Source organism: Deltaproteobacteria bacterium, assembly GCA_019308905.1.
GTDB lineage: Bacteria > Desulfobacterota > BSN033 > WVXP01 > WVXP01 > JAFDHF01.
On record JAFDHF010000008.1, the window covers coordinates 55,935 to 77,586 of the forward strand.

The 21,652-nt window shown below is 57.4% G+C and carries 17 protein-coding genes and 1 pseudogene; 8 read left to right on the top strand and 10 right to left on the bottom strand.

Going from position 1 to position 21,652, the window contains the following annotated elements; translation table 11 throughout:
* Window positions 1-15: 15 nt before the first annotated feature.
* Entirely contained in the window at window positions 16-564 is a 549-nt protein-coding gene (locus JRJ26_04895; protein MBW2056815.1) for a hypothetical protein, read from the bottom strand.
* A 606-nt stretch (window positions 565-1,170) separates the two neighbouring features.
* On the opposite strand from JRJ26_04895, the gene JRJ26_04900 reads away from it, so the two are divergent.
* Together JRJ26_04900 and JRJ26_04905 are read left to right on the top strand one after the other, a co-directional pair.
* On the top strand, window positions 1,171-2,205 hold the full coding sequence (locus tag JRJ26_04900; protein ID MBW2056816.1) for a GNAT family N-acetyltransferase: 1,035 nt from the start codon (window positions 1,171-1,173) through the stop codon (window positions 2,203-2,205).
* Between the two features lie 2 nt (window positions 2,206-2,207).
* Entirely contained in the window at window positions 2,208-3,518 is a 1,311-nt protein-coding gene (locus tag JRJ26_04905; protein MBW2056817.1) for a glycosyltransferase, read from the top strand.
* Here JRJ26_04905 and JRJ26_04910 read toward each other — a convergent pair.
* The 3 genes from JRJ26_04910 to JRJ26_04920 all read right to left on the bottom strand — a co-directional run bounded on the left by JRJ26_04910 (window position 3,400) and on the right by JRJ26_04920 (window position 8,147).
* Complete coding sequence (locus tag JRJ26_04910; protein ID MBW2056818.1) at window positions 3,400-4,842, bottom strand: ribonuclease H-like domain-containing protein; 1,443 nt, start codon at window positions 4,840-4,842, stop codon at window positions 3,400-3,402. The two genes, JRJ26_04905 and JRJ26_04910, sit on opposite strands and share 119 nt — an antisense overlap.
* Window positions 4,843-4,914: 72 nt before the next feature.
* The gene (locus JRJ26_04915) at window positions 4,915-7,320 is read right to left on the bottom strand and encodes a DEAD/DEAH box helicase (protein MBW2056819.1); all 2,406 of its coding nucleotides are present in this window, start codon (window positions 7,318-7,320) and stop codon (window positions 4,915-4,917) included.
* Complete coding sequence (locus tag JRJ26_04920; GenBank protein MBW2056820.1) at window positions 7,320-8,147, bottom strand: response regulator; 828 nt, start codon at window positions 8,145-8,147, stop codon at window positions 7,320-7,322. The genes JRJ26_04915 and JRJ26_04920 overlap by 1 nt, the downstream gene beginning before the upstream one ends.
* A gap of 422 nt (window positions 8,148-8,569) precedes the next feature.
* Here JRJ26_04920 and JRJ26_04925 point away from each other — a divergent pair, with 422 nt between their 5' ends.
* On the top strand, window positions 8,570-9,043 hold the full coding sequence (locus JRJ26_04925) for a MerR family transcriptional regulator (protein MBW2056821.1): 474 nt from the start codon (window positions 8,570-8,572) through the stop codon (window positions 9,041-9,043).
* An 11-nt stretch (window positions 9,044-9,054) separates the two neighbouring features.
* On the opposite strand, the gene JRJ26_04930 is transcribed toward JRJ26_04925, so the two are convergent.
* Complete coding sequence (locus JRJ26_04930; GenBank protein MBW2056822.1) at window positions 9,055-9,321, bottom strand: hypothetical protein; 267 nt, start codon at window positions 9,319-9,321, stop codon at window positions 9,055-9,057.
* A gap of 182 nt (window positions 9,322-9,503) precedes the next feature.
* Between JRJ26_04930 and JRJ26_04935 the strand changes: the two genes are divergently transcribed.
* The 3 genes from JRJ26_04935 to JRJ26_04945 are packed head-to-tail and all read left to right on the top strand — an operon-like array spanning window position 9,504 to window position 13,795.
* On the top strand, window positions 9,504-10,457 hold the full coding sequence (locus JRJ26_04935) for a MoxR family ATPase (protein ID MBW2056823.1): 954 nt from the start codon (window positions 9,504-9,506) through the stop codon (window positions 10,455-10,457).
* A gap of 24 nt (window positions 10,458-10,481) precedes the next feature.
* Entirely contained in the window at window positions 10,482-11,600 is a 1,119-nt protein-coding gene (locus JRJ26_04940; protein MBW2056824.1) for a DUF58 domain-containing protein, read from the top strand.
* The gene (locus JRJ26_04945; protein MBW2056825.1) at window positions 11,597-13,795 is read left to right on the top strand and encodes a DUF3488 domain-containing protein; all 2,199 of its coding nucleotides are present in this window, start codon (window positions 11,597-11,599) and stop codon (window positions 13,793-13,795) included. Before JRJ26_04940 ends, JRJ26_04945 begins: the two co-directional genes overlap by 4 nt.
* 85 nt (window positions 13,796-13,880) lie before the next feature.
* On the opposite strand, the gene JRJ26_04950 is transcribed toward JRJ26_04945, so the two are convergent.
* From JRJ26_04950 to JRJ26_04965, 4 genes are all read right to left on the bottom strand, one after another.
* Window positions 13,881-14,840, bottom strand: a complete 960-nt coding sequence (locus tag JRJ26_04950) for a methionyl-tRNA formyltransferase (protein MBW2056826.1) — start codon at window positions 14,838-14,840, stop codon at window positions 13,881-13,883.
* Window positions 14,841-14,898: 58 nt separating this feature from the next.
* The gene (locus tag JRJ26_04955) at window positions 14,899-15,639 is read right to left on the bottom strand and encodes an aminotransferase class I/II-fold pyridoxal phosphate-dependent enzyme (GenBank protein ID MBW2056827.1); all 741 of its coding nucleotides are present in this window, start codon (window positions 15,637-15,639) and stop codon (window positions 14,899-14,901) included.
* A 79-nt stretch (window positions 15,640-15,718) separates the two neighbouring features.
* Window positions 15,719-16,444 carry an alanine racemase gene (locus JRJ26_04960; protein MBW2056828.1) on the bottom strand — a complete coding sequence of 242 codons (726 nt, stop codon included), beginning with the start codon at window positions 16,442-16,444 and terminating at the stop codon, window positions 15,719-15,721.
* A 112-nt stretch (window positions 16,445-16,556) separates the two neighbouring features.
* A complete protein-coding gene (locus JRJ26_04965) occupies window positions 16,557-17,177 on the bottom strand; it encodes a hypothetical protein (protein ID MBW2056829.1) in 621 nt (206 codons plus the stop codon).
* A 298-nt stretch (window positions 17,178-17,475) separates the two neighbouring features.
* Here JRJ26_04965 and JRJ26_04970 point away from each other — a divergent pair, with 298 nt between their 5' ends.
* On the top strand, window positions 17,476-18,300 hold the full coding sequence (locus JRJ26_04970; GenBank protein ID MBW2056830.1) for an ABC transporter substrate-binding protein: 825 nt from the start codon (window positions 17,476-17,478) through the stop codon (window positions 18,298-18,300).
* Between the two features lie 164 nt (window positions 18,301-18,464).
* Complete coding sequence (locus tag JRJ26_04975; GenBank protein ID MBW2056831.1) at window positions 18,465-19,976, top strand: amidohydrolase family protein; 1,512 nt, start codon at window positions 18,465-18,467, stop codon at window positions 19,974-19,976.
* Between the two features lie 135 nt (window positions 19,977-20,111).
* Here JRJ26_04975 and JRJ26_04980 read toward each other — a convergent pair.
* Window positions 20,112-21,548 (bottom strand): annotated as a pseudogene (locus tag JRJ26_04980) (RtcB family protein).
* Window positions 21,549-21,652: the final 104 nt, after the last annotated feature.

Consider the following 21,652-nt stretch of genomic DNA (forward strand, 5'->3'; position numbering starts at 1 on the left):
CTCTAAGCCGAAAGCTTAGGCCAGAATCTCCAGTTGGCCCGCAAAGTCCAGAAAAGGGTCATTCCCCCCTCTGTCCTTGAAGAAAGCCTTTTTCATGTAGTGAACCGCTCCTGAATAGAATTCGAACCGCCTGGCCAGTTCAAGAAACAGATAGGCTGGTCTCATGAGCCTGACATCCATGTCAAAGACCACCTGGTACGCCCTTCCACCTTCCTGGAGGTAATACCCGAGAAACGCGTTTTTTTCGACGTATTCGCGGAAAACACCGGACATGAAAAGAATGTAGTCGCCGGTATGCTTGTAGATCTCCCGCTCCTTTTCGAGATCCGAATCGACCTCCCCCATCCTCCCGGCCTCAAGGAGCATCTCCACCACGCTGTCGAGTCTCCTGCCCTGCAGGTCCCTTATCCTGTACAGGTTGTCCGTCCGGGCGAACTTTGCCAGCAGGTCGGCGATGTAATCGGCCACTGCGGGCTCCCTTATCTTCAGATCCTGGAAAGCCCTCCGGATCAGCCAGTCGAAAAAACGATTCAGCCGCGAAGGAGCAGGTTTTGTCGTGATCATGTACTCCACCTCCGATTCATAATAATTTTAGTTAAGAACCCATTGCCTGTCAATTCCCCCCTCTCACAGGAGTCCTCCCGCCATAACCCTTTCCCTTCCACCGCAGGAAACCACCCCGGTTCTGCCCTACCCGGGTAGTCCTCCCCCCAGAGGCGACCCCCTTTTGTCTCTGAAATCCCTATCACTCCCTTCTCACGCTCCCGGCACCGGGCAGAAGGACCCCCGAACCTCTCTTCCCTCCCCTGGTGGAGTTTCCTGAGTCTCCGGCCGAGGATTCTTGAAAGAATATGACTTCAGGCTTTTTTCTGTTTTGGCAGGACAACCCCTCGCTCCTGAGCTCACGCGGTGACCCTATCAAGGTTCGCGGGTGGGCGGTTCCTGTCCCTTCCCCGGGAACACGACTCACGAATCACGAACACGACCTTTCCCCTCCCCGCTCACCCTTGATGGGTACCCCACCGCTTCCGCAATGTCGCCAGGAGGCAAGGATGTTCCCCAAAAGTCAAAAAACTCCACCTCCTCTGTCGTTGCAACATCTCCGGGGACTGTGGTATTTTTCTCTCTGTAACCCTCGCTGGAAACTCTTGTGGCTTCCAATGGGATCAAATGACGGACAAGCCGCTGAGACTCGAGCTCCATCAGGATCCTTCAGATCTCATGGAGCTCAGAGACGAATGGGAAGACCTCCTCGGCCGGAGTGCGACCAACACGGTGTTCCAGACGTGGGAGTGGAACACTCTCTGGTGGAAACATTTCGGTTCCTCAGGAGGACTCTTCCTCATTACCGCTCGAACTCCCGATGGCAGACTCGCGGGGATAGCCCCTCTTATGACTAGTTCAGAGGGGGACGGCCCAAAGAGGCTCGGTTTCCTGGGAGGTACCGATCTGTCCGACTACCTCGACTTCATTATCCGCCGGGGAGAGGAGGTTCCTTTCTTCGAGGCAGTGGCCGACTTGATCACCACCCACGGGGAACTCTGGGATACCCTCGATCTCCATTGCCTTCCCTCGGATTCCCCCACTCTGGAACACCTTGTGAGAATCTGCGAGAAGAGCGGATTCCCTCACACCCTTGTCATGGAGGATGTCTGCCCGAGGGTCGAACTCCCTTCGAGCTGGGAGACTTTTCTTGCAGGAATGAATCGGAAGAACCGTCACGAGATCAGGCGGAAAAGCAAGAAGATCCGGCGGGAGGCAGGAGAGTACAGGTATCTCAACAGTTCTGCACCATTCATCCTCCAGGATATGGAATCCTTTATCGAACTCCACAAGAAGAGCGATCCTGCAAAAGCGGTTTTCATGAACCAGACAAGGGAGGATTTCTTCAGGGAAATGGCCTCGTGCCTTCACCGGGCAGGATGGCTTGATATCTCCTTCCTCGAAGCCAACGGCAGGAGGCTGGCCGGTCTGGTCACCTTCAAATACGGAGACTCCCTCTACCTCTACAACTCGGGATATGACAAGGAGTTCGGCCACTGGAGTCCCGGCTGGGTTCTGATCAGCCATTCCATAGAGGACGCGATCTCGAAAGGGGTGAAAACCTATGACTTCCTGAGGGGGAACGAGTCCTACAAGTATCGATTCGGGGCGAGGGATTATGTAATCTACAGATATACCGTCTATAGGCGAGAGGAGCATTAACCTTGAAACGGATCGCCATGATCAGCTTTCATACCTGTCCCCTGGCCGACCTGGGCAGGAAGCGGACGGGGGGCATGAACGTCTATGTGAGAGAAATCGGGCGCCGCCTCGGGAGCTCCGGTGTCGAGGTGGACGTATTCACCCGCTCTCAAAGCCCTGACGTCGGCAGAGTGGTTCCCCTGGGCGGGAAGGCCCGGGTGGTCCATGTTCAGGCCGGTCCTCAGAGGCCGTTTGGGAAAGACGGGATCTGGCTCTACCTGCCCGCTTTTGTTAGAGGGATCCTGGATTTTGCCCATGCCCGGGGAATCCGTTACGACATCATCCACAGCCACTACTGGCTCTCCGGGTGGGCCGGCCTTGAACTCTCCCGGCAGCTCGGAGCCCCCCTCGTCCATATGTTTCATACCCTCGGCGTGATGAAAAACATGGTAGCCAGGGTGAAGGAGGAAAGAGAGACAGACCTGCGAATCGGTATCGAAAAGAAGGTGATGGGTCTCTCCCAACTCATCGTGGCCTCGACTCCGGCTGATCGAGCCCAAATGGTCTGGTACTACGGAGCGGATTGCAGCAAGATCGCCGTTGTTCCCTGCGGCGTCGACCTCGATCTGTTCACGCCTCTGCCCAAGGAGACTGCAAAGGAGCGACTCGGTCTTTCCGGCCACCGGATCCTTCTGTTCGTGGGGCGGATCCAGCCGATCAAAGGCCTGGACTGTCTTCTCAAGGCGGTGGCCATGCTCATCGATAAGCGGGGTATCCATTCCGAGGACCTCCGGCTTCTCATCATCGGAGGCGATAGGGACAACCGTGGCAATTCGGCAGACACAGAGATGGAGAGGCTGAAGCACCTCGCCTCTCAACTCGGCCTCGATCCTGTGGTAACCTTTCTCGGCTCTCAGCCCCAGGAAGCGCTCCCCCTCTTTTACTCCGCAGCCGAGGTCTGCCTTCTGCCATCCCGCTACGAGTCATTCGGCATGGTGGCATTGGAGTCGATGGCCTGCGGTACTCCCGTGATCGCATCGAGGGTAGGCGGCCTGAACTATACGGTTAGAGACGGCCAGACAGGGTATCTCATCCCCGAGGGAAACCCCCGGGCCATTGCGGACAGGCTCGACAGGCTTCTGCGGGACAGTGCCCTCAGAAGCTTCATGGGAAGCCGAGGGATCGATCAGGCGAAAAGGCATTCGTGGGAAAACATCACCTCCCAGATCCTCTCCCTTTACAACCGGATCCTCTCCCGGAAGAGCTCTCATGCACTCGGTCCTGATCGACTCTCCGTCTCGAACACTGCCAAGGAGGCAGGGATCTGCTGCTGATTTCCGCCACGCCCTCGCCGCTGTCCTTCCCCCCGCTTTTCTTTGAAAGGAGGCGGCGATACCGGCGTTGGAGGGCCTCCCTCTCGACCATACTCAGGTCCCTCAGCTTACCGGAGGCCTCTCTGACCCATCTCAGAGCTTCCTGATAGTCCTTCGCATGGTGCTCGTAGTACTTTCCCAATTCTTCGTAAGGGAAGAGCCCCCGGCTCCCGTCCAGAGAGACCATCTCTTTCCAGAGCGAAACCGCCCCCTCCATCTGCCTCTCTCTTTTCATGGCCAGGGAAAGGTGCTTCAGGATCTCCCACTCTCCGGAATCCTTGCAGATCCTCAAGGCATGATGAAAACATCCGATCGCCTCACCGGTTCTTTTCCGATTCGACAGGAGTCTTCCGACGGCATAAGGCTCGACCCACTCCCTTTTGGAGGCCGTCTGAGGGGCGTGAACCAGCTCATGGATCCGCCCGGCCAGGGTGACAAGCGAGAGAACGTCCATGCGGTTGTGATAGAACACGCGCTGGATCCGGTTTCCGTCGCCGGTCCTGAGATAGTCGAAATAGACGTAGGGGATCATCTCACTCGGGATGTCGTCGTGACGCTGGATATCCAGTACGTGAGACTCCAGCGTGGCCAACCGACAGTCCCCATACGCCCCTCTCCATATCCTCATGGAGGGGAACAGGAGGTCGTGGTTCGGGAGATCCCTCAAGGGGTTTTCCATTTGGGAAAGGACAAACCTCGTCTCCAGCACGGGAACGTCGAATCTCTTCCCGTTGAAAGTCACGAGGAATCGGAACCTTGCGGCCAGCTTGCCCAGGAGCCAGAGCATAGCCCTCTCCTCTGAGAAATCCCTGAGAAAGAACTGGCGCGTTATGAATCGGCCCCCTTCGAAAAAACCCACACCCACCAGAAACGCGCAGGTTCCCGTTCCACCGGCCAGACCGGTAGTCTCCACATCGATGAAGAGAGTCCGGGAAAAATCAAGGCCTACGAGGCTTTCGTCCCGGGAAACTACGGAAATCGAATCCGTCGGGATTTCCAATATCCGGTCGAGCAGCATACCTCCATGGCGGTAACCTGAACCGTAGGTCTCCTCCCTCATGAGAGTCTTTCCGTGGGGGGTGGCCACCTCTTGGCCCCCGATCAACTCCTCAACAGGTCTCGACTTCTTCCCCTCTGCCACTATTCGCCGGTCACGAGCCAGTCTCTCGAGCCTCTTCTTCAGATCCGAGACTATCTCATCCCGGGCCTGTCGCTTTGCCCCGGACCTCGTTTCGAGTCTTTCCAGCCGCTCTTTGATACCCATCATGATCCCCGTCGAGGGCAAGGCCTCTCTCAGAACCCGATGCGGGTCCTACAGGCCTCCGGGAGCAGCAGACACCGTCGGCCCCTTTGACTATCAAACTCCCGTGGAATCCAAGACATGGCTGAGCAGGGCCATGGCCACCTCCTTGGAGTTCATACCCACCTCTTTTGTGGGGCCCACACACGAGGGACAGCCATGGGAACAGGGACAGCGGGAGATGAGTCCGAGAGTCTCGCGGAAGAGGCCCTCTCTGGTATCGTAGATCTGGTGGCTGAACCCCACTCCTCCGGGATAACTCTCATAAATATAGACAGTGGGCTCAAACTCCTCGACCGTTTCCGGAGAGACCAGATCTTCTCCGCCGACAGATCCGTACAGGCCCCTGCCTTCACCCGAGAGCCGGACAAACCAACGACCCTCCCTGTCTCCGACAGTCCACTGTATGTCTCTGGGATCACACATCAGATGAAGACAGGCCACGGCATGGAGGGCATGAGAGATCCCCAGTACCCCGTCTATGACCTCCCACCGGGGAAGGGAGAAACTGTCGATCGCCGCCTTCCGAAAGGTGAACCAACAGGCAGTGGTGTGCATCTCCTGGTCAGGGAGACTCACCTTGCCGTAACCCAGGTTCTCCAGGGTATGGAATCGGATCTTCTTGAATCCCACCACCTTGCTTGTGAGTCTTATCTCGCCGTGTTCGACCCGGTACGAACCCTCCTCGCTGCCTTCAAAGGTATCGAGGATGGCGATATGGGTGTAGCTCAATGCCTCGGTATAGTGATCCCCGTGGAATCTCCTGACGTATGCCTTCCGGTGGTGATAGTCGAGCCTCTCCACCTGGTAGAGTTGGGATTCACACATGTAGACGGCCTCCGGATAGAGGGTGGTATGGGCCCCCACGAAATCCACCTCTGCAATGACCCGGTTTGCAGGTTTCCCCTTTTCCCTCGTGGTGTCAACCACCACGAAGTTCTCCTCGGAGATGCTTCTGAGACTCACCTCGTCGGCAGGGTAGGCATCCTGTGTCCAGTGCCACCGCCCCCCGGACTTGTGGAGGACCTCCTTATCGGCCAGGAATTCCAGGATCTCATCGAGATCTTCTCCGCCGAACCTTTCTCCCTCCCTGAAGGGGAGCTCGAAGGCTGCGCACTTGATATGGCTCAACATGATCAGGAGATTGTCCGGGTTGACCCGGCCGTACTCTGGGCTCCCGCCGAAGAAGTAGTCCGGATGCTCGATAATAAACTGATCCAGAGGGGAACTCCTCGCAACGAAAACCACCAGGGCCCTGCCGGATCTCCGCCCGGCCCTCCCGGCCTGCTGCCAAGTACTGGCGATGGTGCCCGGATAGCCGACGATCATGCATGCATTCAACCACCCGATGTCGATTCCCAACTCCAGGGCGTTCGTGGAGACCACTGCCAGAACCCGGCCCTCTCGCAGCCCCCTCTCGATCTCCCTCCTCGTCCGGGGCAGGTAACCCCCGCGATACCCCCGGATCGACTGCTCCCTGCCTGTCGACCTTCCAACGCGGTCTTTCAGATACTTTGTCAGCACCTCCACATTGAGCCTGCTGGTAACAAAGAGGATGGTCTGGACCTTTTCCTTTAGAAGTGCCGAGGCGAGTCTCTCGGCGGCTTTGAGATGATTCGCCCGGATACCCAACTCCTTGTTGACAACAGGAGGATTGAAGAAGACAAAGGTCTTCTCCCCAGAGGGCGCTCCGTTCCGGGCAATCAGTTCCACGCGCCTCTCGATCAACCTCTCGGCCAGATCTTTCGGGTTTGCGATTGTGGCACTGCAGCAGATGAATTGGGGCCTCGACCCGTAGAAGGCCGAGACTCGATCCATCCGGCGAATCACGTTCGCCATGTGGGAACCCAGCACACCCCGGTAGAAATGGAGCTCGTCTATGACCACGTACCTGAGGTTCTGGAAAAAAGAGGCCCACTTGGTATGATGGGGGAGTATGCCCGTATGAAGCATGTCCGGATTTGTTATGACGATGTCTGCCTGGGATCGGATAGCACGGCGCACTTCACCGGGCGTATCCCCGTCGTATGTGTGAACCTTGAGACGGCGGGAAATCCCGCCCTGGAATTCCTCGACTTCGGCCATCTGGTCCTGGGCCAAGGCCTTTGTGGGAAACAGATAGAGGGAGCGGGAAGGGGGGTTCTCCATCTTGTCGTTGAGAACAGGCAGGTTGTAGCAGAGGGTCTTGCCCGAGGCGGTCGGTGTAACCACGACCACGTCCTTGCCCGAACGGACCGCCTCGAGAGCCTCTTTCTGGTGGGAGTAAAGCCTCGAGATGCCTCTCTTCTTCAGGACCGAGACGAGTTCCCCGTGAATAAACGGGGGGAAATCAGCGTAGATCCCCCTCCGTGCGGGTATATGTTCGACCCTCGTTATGCAGGGTGAGATGTCCTTGGACCGCCGCCACCAGTCTAGGATGGATTCCAGCGACCTTTCCCCGTGCCCTGGTTCTCTGTCATCCATCATCGCCCTGCCGGCCTCTTTTCTCTGTACATCACCGCCGTCACCTCGTCGCCTTTGCCGTTGAACCGGAGTTCGTCCGCAAGGAGGTCGACGATGAAGAGACCCCTCTTCTCAGGAACCGACGGCTGCCGTCCCCTTATCATTCCCAAGTAGTTCTCCCCGTCAAATCCCTCCCCCTCGTCTCTGACAGAAAGGACAAATTTCTCCGCATCGAAAGACATCTTCAGCCTGATTCGCTTATCCCCATTCCTCCGGTTACCATGAACATAGGCATTACTCAGAAGCTCCTCCAGGCATATGGCGACATTCTCCAGGCGCCCTTCATCGTCCATGCCCCGCCACTGGCACTCCTTGACGGCAAACAGTATCGCAGAGGGGAAGAGATGGGGCTGGCTGGGGAAGACCATCTCCGTTTGACTCTGAACCCACTCCATAAGCGCGTAGGTCCCCAGGGACAATTCCCGCAACTGCCTGCCCTTTCGAACCAGTTCCCTTATCTCCGGCAGCTTGAAGGGCTTGGCCACGAAGCTGAAGGCACCCCTGGTAAGGGCCTCGCTTGTGTTCTCCACACTTCCAAAGGCGGAGATGACGGCGATGGGAATACTAGGGTTGATCTCCTTGGAGGCGAGTATCAGATCCAAACCGTTCAATCCGGGCATCGACAGATCGGTAATGACCAGATCGACCTTCTCGTCCCTGATTCTCCGAAGAGCCTCCTCCCCGCCCCCTGCCACCAGAACCTGATACCCGAGCCCCTCGATCATCTCCGAAAGAGTCTGCCGCACCTCTTGCTCGTCATCGACAACAAGAACACTGAATTCATCCATAAGGAACTCCTCCGCCCGGGTTCGAGCCAGGCATCTCAGCCCTTTCGGAGACCAAGGGATCCCTGCAACGGGTCCCTCCGGCCGGCCGCCACCGAGACGTGCCGGTCCCTTTCTCTTGGGGAACCTTCTGACCCATTCCGAGCACCGGTCGACCCGACCGGAAAACCCATGCCGGCGGACTCGGAGCATAAAGACTCCCTTTCGGGAAAGCCTTTCCCGGCAAAAGGGAACGACCACAAAAAACCCCGTGATGCCCGCCCCACGGCCACTCTTCAGTGATTACTAATTGGCCGTAACCATAAGACTTTTTTGCGATACTAACAGAAAATCGAGAGGAGGGCAAGTCCCTTCGCTCCTCTCTGGCCTTGAAACACAAAAGCCATCTTTTTTATACTTAACAGGGCATGGCTGCGAGGAACCGCGTGGGCAATACACAGGGGCTGATGAAGATCGGCGAGGTCGCAAGAAAGACGGGCGTTTCCCTCAGGACGATACGCTATTACGAGGAACTCGGACTGATCAATCCGGCCATGCGAAGCCCCGGAGGGTTTCGGCTCTACGATGGAACAGCTCTCTCCAGGATCAATCTGATTCAATCACTCCAAGAACTCGAGATGAGCCTCAAGGAGATCAAGGTGCTGATGGCCTTGAAACGCAAGAGCAAGACCAGAGGAGAAGTGGCCAAGAAGCTTCTCGTGCGGCTCCAAAAGCAGAGCGCCGAAGCGGAGAGAAGGAGAGCCGTCTACCAGACCATCCTTCGGGATTTCCATGAAGGCATGAGAATCCTGAGCCAGTGCCAGGAGTGCACGAGGAAACCGGATCAACCCCACTGTGGAAAGCACAAGGAGTTTCTCTCGGAAGACCTCCTCCCCACCGTCGTGCGCTCCCTCTTTTGATCTTACACCACTTAGCCGGATGAAGAGCTCCGCCGGCAGAGGACCTTTGTTCTGATCCGTTTCAAGACGAGAGTCTGCCGGGGGTATCTCCTCTTAACGCGGTAAACCCACTTTTTCACCGTCTCATTGCCAGTTGCAAGAAGCCCCACTCCCCCGGCGATAAGGAGAATCCCCTGGAGAACAGGGAGGAAGAGCCCGGCAATTCCCACGAGGATCAGGCTGATCCCTGCGATGTGGATGAGTATCTTCTTTAGCAGACCCGGTGCATTTTCCTCCAAGATGCGCCTCTTGCCTCCCCGCGTTGACCTCGGCAGAAGAATAGCAGAATATTCCCGGTCCGGCAAGGACGCATCGGCCTGTGGCATGGATTATGCTTTCCCCTTCTTCCAATCTGCCCGCTTTTGCCGTAGATTTCTTTGAGCCCCTCCAAATGCAGGTGTGCCATCTGGAGAAAAAACCTATGCAGGTCGACATGGAAACCGCGGCCAGGATCTCCCTCCTCCAGAAAAACGTGGAGAAGGCAATCAAGGGGAAGTCTCATGTGGTCCGACTGGCGGTGATCACACTTCTCGCAAGAGGCCATCTCCTGATCGAGGATGTGCCCGGGGTGGGCAAGACGACGTTGGCCCACAGTCTCGCACGCTCCCTTAACTGCTCCTTCAAGAGGATCCAGTTTACAAGCGACATGCTGCCCTCGGACATCCTGGGCGTTTCGGTCTACAACCCGATTCAGAAGGAGTTCGAATTCAAATCGGGCCCCATCTTCTCCAATGTGGTTCTTGCCGACGAGATCAACCGGACCTCACCCAAGACCCAGAGCTCACTGCTTGAGGCCATGAATGAATCCCAGGTCTCGATCGACAAGGAGACCTATCCCCTGCCCAGACCCTTCATCGTCATCGCCACACAGAACCCCCTGGAGTACCAGGGTACCTTTCCCCTGCCCGAATCCCAACTCGACAGGTTCATGATGCGCATCCGGATCGGATACCCCCAGATCGACGACGAAAAAGAGATTCTCAAGGCAGAGTGGCCGGGCTCCCCATGTAGTGATCTCGCCCCCGTCCTCTCTGTGGAGGAGGTTCTCCATCTCCAGGAGATGGTAGACACCGTGCGGATGGATGAGAGCCTGATGGACTATATCCTCCATATCGTGGGTGCAACTCGAAGCTCCAAGAACCTCGAAGTGGGCGCGAGCCCCAGAGGGGGGCTTTTTCTCATGAAGGCATCAAAAGCCATGGCAGTCAGCCGGGGAAGGGGATACTGCATTCCCGACGACATCAAGGGTGTGGCCGTCCCGGTCCTGGCCCACCGGGTGGTTGTGGCCGGTCGATTCAACTTCTACGGCCAGAGGGGTGAGGAGGCCGAGCGAATCATACAGGACCTGGTCGAGAGTGTCCCTGTGCCCCTATGAGGCCGCCGGGAGAGTCGCGAATAGATGGAATCCTTGCGAAGACTCCTCCAGCTCTCTTACAGGGATCGAGCCCTGAGGTTCACACCCGTAGGATTCCGATTCTTTCTCATCACACTCGGAGTGGGCATCGGGGCCTTGAACACCGGGAACAATCTGCTTTACATGATCCTGGCCATGATGCTCAGCCTCATCGTGGTCTCGGGGATACTCTCGGAACAGTCTATCAAGCGGATCTCCTTGTCGAGATCCTTTCCCCAATCCGTTTTCGCCGCCTCCCCCTTCCTGGTAGAGCTGAGGGTGACAAATCTCAAGCGATTTGTCCCCACTTTCTCTCTCCAGATCGAGGACCTGGGCGAAGGGGATGTTGCCTTGGGGAATCACTATCTTCTCAAGATTGCCGCGGGGAAGACCCTCGTCCTGAACTACCGGGCCCGCTTTGAGAGGCGGGGGCGCCACGCATTCACAGGGTTCCGCCTCACCACCAGATATCCCTTCGGCCTCTTCGTCAAATCGAGAGAAATCCGCAAGGAGAGAGCGATCCTGGTCTACCCCGAGATCCTGCCCGACCGGTTCGAGGGAATCAGGACCCCGGGTGACGGGACCGGTAAGCTCCCCAATATAAGAAAGGCAAATGAAGGCGACTTCCTGGGCATTCGAGACTACCGGACCGGCGACGACTCAAGGTCGATCCACTGGCGAAGCTCCGCGAAACGGTCCAGCCTCATGGTCAAGGAGTTTGAGGCGGAACAGAGCCACCGCGTCAGCCTTGTCCTCGACGGGGCCTTCGGTATGGGTCACCTTGAGAATCCTAAGGAGCTGTTCGAGACCGCGGTTCGCATTGCTGCAACCCTGGTTCTCAGGTTGGACCAGAGAGGGTTTCAGACCAGGCTCGTCACCAGGGGCCGTACAACGCCTTTCGGCCTCGGAACGCATCATGCGCGGAGTCTGCTTGAGATACTCTCCCTCGTCGAAGGAGAAGACCTGGCCGAAACCAACCCTCCGGATCCCGGATCTTGGCGAAACGGCAGGCAGGGGTCGGTGGTATTCATCTCGGCACGCCCGGATGCTTTGAGCGGAATCCCCGAGGAGTGCATCCCTGTGTCTGTTCTCGATTTCCATAGATCTCTCAATGAACCGCCATGAACAAGAGGTTTCTATCTCTTTTCAGGTCTTCCTATCATCTGCTCGTTCTGGCCGGGTTTCTCTCCCAGGCCCTGACAGGAGCTCTCAATCCGCTGATCCTCTCATTGGGATTCGCCGCACTGGGCCTCTCTTTTTTCAAGAGCCGCCTCGGGCCTTCCCTGATTCTCTCCAGGGCATTGGGAAACACTGCTGCCCTTGCCGCCCTCCTCTTCGGCCTTGCCGATTACTTCTTCCTCTCAGGAGACATGATCATCGCCTCGGCCCATCTCCTGATTCTGATTCAGACCGTCAAGCTCTTCAGCCTGAAAAACAACCGCGACTACCATCAACTCTACGGCCTGAGCTTCTTCGGCCTGATTTCTGCGGCCGGATTGACCGCCGGGCTCTCCTTCGTCTTCTCCTTCCTCTTCTATCTCTTGATGCTGACCTGGACCCTGATTCTCCACCACTTCAAGGAAGAGTTGGAAAGCAGGGGAATGGAGCTGTCCGCAGATCCTGGCGGGGCACCACCCGTGGGCGGCCGGTTTCTTGCGACCGTGTCCCTGGTCGCCTTCTTCTCCTTCTTCATCACCCTTGCCTTCTTCTATGGAATCCCCCGCATCGGATTCGGCTATCTCCATTCAAGAAGCCCTGACAGCCGTGTTTCGGGATTCTCCAAGACCGTGGACCTCGCCCTCTTCGGTCCGGTAAGACTCGACTCACGGGCTGTCATGAGGGTTGAGCTCTATCCGGCACAGGGAACGCCACAGGCAGGACCCCTCCACTGGCGAGCAATGGCCTTCGACTATTACAACGGCAGGGCATGGGAGAGCCGGGCGCCCTTCGACCGGCTCCTGAGACCAGGCTCTGGCAGGGTCTTTCCCGTCCGAGAAAGAGCCGGCACGGGGCCGATTCTGGAGCAGACCTTCTACATGGAACCCCTCGGTATGGATCTCGTCTTTTCTCTTCCCGGTACCGTGGCCGTTTCAGGCGATTTTCTGTACGTGAAGACCAACAGGCTCGGCACCATAGAGCTCCCCCTCTCTGTGAGGAAGAGGATACGGCTGAGCTACAGGGTTCGATCCGAGATCGCCCTCACCCGGGATGGAAGGGAGATCAGCAGCCCCAGGCCTCCCGAAAAGGGGGGCTCCGACTTCTCCCTCCAGTTGCCCGAGCAGAGCCAGAGCATCCGGCGTCTCGCCCATCAGGTAACCAAGCCCTTTGAGGGAGACTACCAAAAGGTGGAGGCCGTCGAGAAATTTCTCAAAGAAAACTACACCTACAGTCTCGACGTGGAGAGAAACCCCGCTTACTCCCCTGTCGAGGATTTTCTCTTCCATCAGAAAAAAGGCTTCTGCGAACACTTTGCCACTGCCATGACACTGATGGTCAGAAGCCTGGACATCCCCGCCAGACTCGTTTCAGGCTTTCTCGGTGGAGAGTGGAACGGATTCGGCCGGTACTACCTGATCCGCGAGAAAGACGCCCACACATGGGTGGAGGTCTATTTCCCTGGAAGCGGCTGGGTGACCTTCGACCCCACCCCGCCGGCCGGAGAGGAGAAACCGGTCTTCGGCCCGGTCAAAGAACTCTTCCATTTCGTCGATGCCCTGCGCTTGAAGTGGAACCGATATGTCATAAACTACCGGTTGAGAGACCAGGTCGCGGCGGTCCGCCTGGCCCGAACCAAAGGCCTCTACCTGGGGAGGGGAGGCCGGCGGCTTCTTGCGGCGCTCAAGATTCGATACCGCCTCTGGGCAAGCAAGGCGCCCTCCTGGCAGAAGTCTCTCTTTCTCCTTTTGATCCTACTCGGAGGAGTTGGAACCCTCTTTCTGATCATCCGTCAAGTGAAGAAACCCCTTGCCTCGACAAAGGAATCTTCCCGCCAGCCGATCCGGGTGGGGTTCTACAGGGAAATGGTCAGGATGCTCGAGGCACGGGGCTTTTCGAGAAAGGCGGGAACTACTCCTCTCGAGTACGCCCGGGAGGTGATCCGATCAGGGGGCAGGGGTTACAACGGTGTGCTCGATATCACCTGTCTTTACAACCGGCAACGGTTCGGGGGGCAAGAGGCCTCTCCCCAGGAGATGGCTCGCATCCGATCCATGCTCGGAGATCTCAGAAACCTGATCCAAGAGACCCGAGGCTCTCGCCCCGCCAGCCGGCCGTCCCGCTACAACCGTAACCATCCACCCCCAACCGCCACCCCCCTTTAACACCTCCACCGATTCCGCGCACCGGATCGCCTGCGGTTTTCGGGTCGACTCCCGAAGACCGCGTGATCTCTCACGGGCCGGCCCTTCAACCGAGCAGCAGAGGCATGTCTCCACCAAATTGAGCCACTAGTTCGAAGAGGGTGGTGTCAGGCCGGTCGTCCGGCGTGGCATCCAGGATCCGCACCTGGCCCTGGCCGCACTGTACCCACATGCCCCTGCCGGTCACCGCCAACACCTGGCCCGGCAGCGTCCTTGCCGCTGCGAGTTCCCCGTCCGGGTCAACCACCTCGATCCCCCAGACATGAACCCTGCGACCACCCACCATCGTCCAGGCACCACCCAGAGGCCGGGTCAGTGTCCGTACCAAGTTCCAGATTTGAGTGGCAGACTGCGTCCAATCTATCTCTGCGATATCCCAGGAGAAGTTGAAAGTCGACGCCCTGGATTCGTCCTGTTTGAGGCGCGGCGCCGTGCCGTCTTTTACCCTGGGCCAGTATTCCCGCAACATCTCCATTCCGGCTTCTGTCAGGCGCCGGCCCGTTTCAAACCCGGTCTCCTCGGGCCTGATCTCGATCGAGGACCACGCGATAATGTCACCGGTGTCCACCCCTGCATCGAGCCAGTGCATGGTGATGTAGTTTCTATCGTCGCCGAGGAGCATATGGGTAAAATGAGGGGTGAGCCCCCGGTACTCGGGCAACCTCGCCGGATGGAGGTTCACGCAGCCTTCCGGCGGGATGGCGAGGAGCGCATCGCCGAATATCTTGGCGTAGTAGCCGGACACGATAAAGTCGGGGTTTGTCTTGCGGATCGCCCCCAGGAATTCGGGGCTGTTCAGCCTCGAGGGCTCGGGTTCGTAAAGGGGAAGGTAGCTCTCGATTGCCTTTGCGCGGACGTCGTACTCCGGGGGAACGTGCCAGTAACCCGTAGCCGGCCTCACCGAACCGGCCACCACCCCGACGATCTCGTCACCCGTCTTGAGCAGTTCATCGATGAGGCGGACACCCAGATAATGGGACACGATCAGGAGCACACGTACGCTCATTTTTCATCTCCAGTCTCTCCGAGGATGGTTTGAACCATTACGAAGAAGATCTCGGATTTCAACGATGGCATTTGTTGCGATAGAACCGGCAGAATCGTCGCAGCCCTTCCTGGAGTTCATCGGGACCGGCGCAAAATGAGATCCTGATATAGTTGTCGGAGTTCGGGCCGAATGTTCTTCCAGGGGCTACCGCAACGCCCGTCTCCTGGACCAATTCTCTTGCGAAACCATATGAGTCCATGCCCGTTTCACTGATTTCAAGCATCAGATAGAAGGCACCCTCAGGTATGAAAAACTCAACCCCCTCCTGCCGCAACGCTTCCACTACTATGTCTCTGCGCTGCCTATAGGCACGAACCATTTCCCGCACACAGTCCCGGGGACCGCTCAGGGCGGCCTCTGCCGCTTTCTGTGAGATGGAAGTCGCATTGACGACAAAGGGTTCGATCACCTTGTGCATCTCATCCGCAACCCGGAGGGGGGCGACATAGTATCCTATCCGCCAGCCTGTCATGGCATAGGTCTTGGACGCCCCAAAGACGGAAATCACGCGGTCATCCCGGTCAAAGGCAGCCGGACTGTGATGCTGCTCCTCGAATACAATCGCCTCGTAGGCTTCATCCGAGATCAAAAAGACGTCGTGCCGATGCGTCATGTCTACGAGGGCCTGTATAGATTCTTTTGAAAAAACGGCTCCGGTGGGATTCGACGGTGAGTTGATGATCACGGCAGCCGTACGCGGTCCGACAAGTGGTTCTATTTCATCGACAACCGGCTGAAAACCGTTCTCCTTTCGCAGGAGCTACAGGACGGGCTTGAGGCCGAGAATCGTGGCCTGCATACTGTAGTTGGGCCATCCTGGATCCGGAACCAGAACCTCATCGCCGGGTTCGGCAATCGTTATCAAAGCGCTTGCCAGGGTGAATACGGAACCGGGCGTCACCGCAATCTGCCCGATGTCCGCCTCTATTCCGTTCTCTTTCCGCACCTTTTGGAGTATTGCCTCCCGCAGAGAGAGAAGCCCCGGATTGGCCGTGTATTTGGTAAATCCTTCTTCCAGCGCCCGAATCGCCGCCTCCCGGATATGCCTGGGTGTCGGTAAAGATCCGTTCGATTTCGATATTCGGCATCAAACCGATGGCCTTGATCAGGGCGACCGTCTCGGAGTCCGCCGGGAAGCCCAACCTGTGCATACCCGTATCGATCTTCAGGTGGATTCTTATTCTTCTCCCCAGGGCCAACGCTCTTTCCGACAAGGACCGGGCATCTTCAAACGTGAAAACAGTCGGCGTAATCGACTCGGCAATAAGCTCGTCGTATAGGTATTGGGGGGTGTAACCCAGGATGAGGACAGAGGCTTCCGGCAATGCCCGTCTCAGCAGAACCCCCTCGGAATACATAGCCACCGCGAATCGGGAAACGCCGTTAGCATAGAGTGTCTTGGCCACCTCCGGTATCCCGTGACCATAGGCGTCGTTTTTGAGCACAGCCATGATCTCCGTATCCTTGCGGGTGTCCTTCCTTACCAACCGGCGGATGCTCCGCACGTTGTGGGCGATATTGTCCAGATCGATTTCTACCCAGGCCGGTCTGCTTAACCTCAATTCCTACACCTCGGAGTATGGCTGGTCTGCCGGGGGTGAACAATACGAAGGGTTCAGCCTTTCCGGGTTCGCGGGCAAGTGGGGAATTCCTGGCCCTTTCTTGCGGCCGGGCTCAGGACGGCACCCGCCCAGTCCTGATAGGTGCCCCAACGCTTCCACGATGCGCTCGGGAAAGAGGCACTTCTCCGAAATTCAGGGAACCCCGGAGGCACAACGACTCAAGGCTGAAAGATATCTTCCATCCCACCAGGAGCAGGGCCTTTTGTGCCGCGGCCGCATCCCTTGCAAATTCTTCCACAGGGAGATCCGTCGCTCTGATCGAGGCCAGATGACACTCGAACCCGTATTTGTTCACCAGCTGCCGATTAAGGACAATGACCCGGGGAATCACGGTGAGAATCGAAAACCTGGGTGCCAGCATGCTGGCGACATGAAGAGCTGCCTCGCAGATTCCGATGACAGGCACATCGACGACTTCTCTGGCCCCATCCAGACCGACGTCACCGAAACAGGCGATAACGTATGCATCGTATCTTTCCCTGTCCTTGAGCACTTCCCCGAGCACCTCTCTTGCCGCCAGGTAACTGTCATACGCACCCTCGATGGAGAGAGGACCTCGTGGAGGGTTGACGGTCAAGAACTCCGTATCAGGGCGGGCCACCCTCTTGACAGTCTCGTTGATCTCACGGGTCATCTGCTCCATCGTATTCGGATTGATGATCTTGATCTTCATCCTGACTCCTCCTCGGGTGACTAGGCCGACATGACTTCCGGATTCCGTCGAGTTCAACAGGGCCCGAAGTCTCAGACAAGCCTATCTCGTCCGTACCGTCCTGCCGGGTTTCGACCCGGTATGTACTCCGTTCTCCACCACGACTCTGCCGTTCACGATGACCCATTCGATTCCGGTGGAAAACTGCCCGGGATTCTCGTAGTTGCATTGTCAATGATTCTGTCGTAGTCGAATATCGTGATATCAGCATCGTAATTCTCGGCCAGTCTGCCCTTGTTCTTGATCCTGAGTTTCTCTGGTGGAATGGGACATCGTCTACATAGCCGGCGGCATATTCATGCCACTGTTGAAGCAGGGCCTGCTGGAAAAGATCGATTACAGCTACTTTGATAAGAAGACCCTGGACGAACTCTATCCCGAGGCCAAGCGGACATACGCCGTGGGGAGCTTCTACTTCTCCGTTGTCATGGCATACAGCACGGAGGCGTTTCCGGGAGACAGTTACCCCAAAACCTGGGCGGAATTCTGGGATGTCAAGAGATTTCCGGGCCCGAGAACCTTGCAGGACATGTCGAGCGATGGAGGCGGCTGGGAGTTTGCCCTTCTGGCAGACGGAGTTCCCAAGGACAAACTGTACGACAACCCCGATATCGGGCGAGCCTTCAGAAAACTCACGGAGATCAAACCCCACGTGGTCAAGTGGTGGAGACAGGGACAACAGCCCCCGCAGATGCTCGTCGACAAGGAAATCGTAGCCGGGTCTGCATACAACGGCAGGATAGAGCGTCTCAAGGAGCAGGGAGCACCCGTCGACTACCACTGGAACGGGGGCAAGCTCTATCTGGAATACGTGTGCATTCCCAAGGGAGCGAAACACTACGAAAACGCGATGAAATTCATCGCCTGGCACACCAGGGCAGACAAACAGGCCGCATTCGCCAGGGCTTATACCAACGGCCCCGTGAACAGTAAGGCCTTTGAAGAGCTGCCTGAGAGCATAGTGCGCCGTGCTCCCAGCTACCCCCCAAACAAGGAGAAACAGTTCTTCATCAATCAAGACTGGTACGCGGACAATGCGGCCAGGGTGATCGAACGCTGGAACAAGTGGACCTTGGAAAAGTAGATCTCCGGCGCCGGGGAGGCGGAAAGAGCCGTTTCAGGCTCTTCCGCCCCCTTTCCCGAGCCGGATGCCTCTCGAACCGATTCTCTCGACAACAGGTGCATCCGATCCGATCGATGCCCTGTTCATACTTGAGGAGAAACTCGCCGGGTAATTAGGAGCGGCCCATGAATTCAAAGAAGACCTCGATCAGGGCGTCCTATATCATTGCCTTCGACGGCACCAAACACCGCTACCTGAGAGACGGGGAGCTAGTGTATCAGGGAGACGAGATCGTCTTTGTGGGCAAGAAGTATGACGGAGAAGTCGACGAGACGATCGATGCAGCAGGGAAAATCGTGTCTCCGGGTTTGATCAGTGCCCACGCCCATCTTTTCGAATCTCCTATGGATCGATCCTTCATAGAGGATCGAGGGAGCCCCCAGTTCTACTTCTCGGGGTTGTATGAGTTCCTCCCTGCTCGAGGGAAGGCCATGGACAGGGATATGGGCAGAGTCTGTCTCGAATATTCCCTCGCGGAGCTGCTACGAAGCGGCACGACGACAGTGGTGGAAATGGGCCCTCTTGGTGAGGATATCATCCCTCTCGTCCCGGTTTTCGGAAACAGGGTCTGCTATGGCCAGATCTACCGTTCCGGACGATGGTATACCCCCGACGGGAACCAGGTCCTCTATGAGTGGTACGAAGACGAAGGCATCCGGGCCATGGAACAGGCACTCAGGTTCATTGAAGAGTACGACGGTGCCTGTGATGGACTCGTCAGGGGATTTCTGTGCCCCGTGCAAGTCGATACCTGCACGGAAAAACTCCTGCTCAAAAGCCGGCAGTGGGCCGAAAAACTCGATGTTCCTCTCTCTATTCACGTCTCCCAGTCCGTGGTTGAGTTCAATGAGATGTTGAAAAGGCACGGCAAGACGCCCATTGCCTGGCACCGCGACATCGGTTTTCTCCAGGAGAATGTGATCCTGGGCCACGCGATCATCATCGGTGGAACGAGTTGGACCAACTACCCTGCCGGTGACCTGGACATAATGGCCGAATCCGGTTGTTCGGTGGCGCATGCACCGTGGGTATTTTCCAGGCGTGGAATAGTCATGGAATCCTTCTACAAGTATCAGAAGGCAGGAATCAACATGACACTCGGCACGGACACCTGCCCGCAGAATATGATCCAGGCCATGCGCTGGGCGGCGGTACTTTCCAAGATCGTCGAGCGGAATACCGAATCGACAACCGCTGCAGATGTCTTCAACGCGGCCACCCTCGGCGGTGCCAAGGCCCTGGGAAGAAGAGATCTGGGCAGATTATGCGCCGGAGCCAAGGCCGACATCGTCATCTTCTCAGGAGAGACCATGAACATGGTGCCCCTGCGGGATCCTGTGAAAAACATCGTCTACAATGCCGAAACCGAGGACGTGGAAACGGTCATAATAAACGGCAGGACCGTGCTCGAAAATGGAGAGGTACTCGGGGGAAACACGGAAAGGCTCAACCGGAATCTCCAGGCCGCCGGAGAAAAACTCTGGTCACGGATATCGGCTCATGACTGGTCGCATCGCTCAGTGGATGAACTCTCGCCGCCGAGCTTCGACTACTGGGACGAGGATGGAGCAGACAGGCATCCCGAAAAAGGCGAGACGGGGGAAGACGGCCGGAACAGGAAACTGAACGCCTGGTGACTCCCACAAGGCATTGACACCGGCTCTCACACTCTCGTTCCGGAACAAGAGGATGCTTCTGCAACCATCGGATGGAAGCCGGTCGGCAAACCGGACCGAATCTACATGGAACGAAATCCCGGCCGCAGGATCTTCTCAACCCTTGATCACACCCAGGGGCCTGAGCTTTGCAACAGCCTCACTGATACCCGCACCCTGGACCACTCGCACCACATCGTCCACGTCCTTGTAGGCCTCGGAGATCTCCTCGACGATGGTTCCCCGGCCCGCGCCTCTCACATAGATACCCTTGTCCTCCAGCTCCCTCGTGATGGCACGGCCTTTTGCGGCCTTCTTGGCCTGATGACGGCTCATGAGGCGGCCTGCACCGTGACAGGTGCTCCCGAAGGTCTCTCCGTAAGCTCTCTGGGTGCCAACCAACACGTAGGAGTATCTCCCCATGTCGCCGGGGATCAAAACCGGCTGACCTATGGCCCGGTACTCTTCAGGTATGTCGGGATGGCCCGGAGGAAAGGCGCGGGTAGCTCCCTTCCTGTGAACACAGAGCGTCCTTTCCCTGCCCTCGACCGTGTGTTTTTCGATCTTTGCGATGTTATGGCACACGTCATAGACGAGTTCCAGGGAGGAGACCCTTCCAAGCACACTCTCAAAGCTCTCCCTCACCCAGTGGGTGATGATCTGGCGGTTGGCAAAGGCGAAGTTCGCAGCTCCTGCCATGGCCCCGAGATAGCCCCGGCCCTCAGGTGAGCCGACAGGAGCGCAGCAGAGCTGTCTGTCAGGCAGTTCGATCCCGTATTTCCTCGCAGCCTGGAGCATAACCCGGATGTGATCGTCGCATACCTGGTGGCCCAGCCCCCTCGATCCGGTGTGGACGATGACGGTCACCTGATCCTTCTCCAGGCCGAGGATTCGGGCCTTCTCCGCCGAAAAAACCTCCTCTACGTAACCGACCTCGACAAAGTGATTCCCCGATCCGAGGGTCCCCAGCTGGGGTCTCCCTCGGTCCATGGCCTTGCTCGAAATCCGGTCTGGATCCGCCCCTGAGATGCACCCTCCTTCCTCTATGCACCTCAGATCCTCCGACGAGCCGAAGCCTCTCTCAACGGCCCAGGGCGCACCCTGGATAAGGACGCTTCTTGACTCAGCCTGATTCAGCCTCAAGTCCTTCCGGCTCGACCCCACCCCGGAGGGAACATTGAGAAAAAGAGCATCGATCAGGTCCCTTATCTTCCCCTCAAGATCCTTGCGCATCAAACCTGAGCGCAGAAGACGCACGCCTCAGTTGATGTCGTATCCCACCCCGCCGGGCGAGACTACTCCCTCATCCAAATCGAAGGCCGCCACTCCGCCGATGGGAAATCCGTATCCCCAGTGGATGTCGGGCATCGCCATGGACGGTCCCACGATCCCGGGAAGCCAGGCCACGTTGGCCACCTGACTCAGGCTCTGGTCCTTCTGGATCGTCCCCATCATCTCATCATCGGCATATACCACCCCGTGGGTCCGCATCTTTCCCTGCTGGGGGATACGCCACCTGAAGGGGTCGATCTTCTCGATCTTTAAGTCCGTCATGGTCATGGCCTCCTTTGACGTTCAGGATGTTCGAATCGTTCGAAACGTTCGACCTGTTAGAAACGCGGTCCAAGCACAAACGAGACACCAACAAAGGCAAAGCC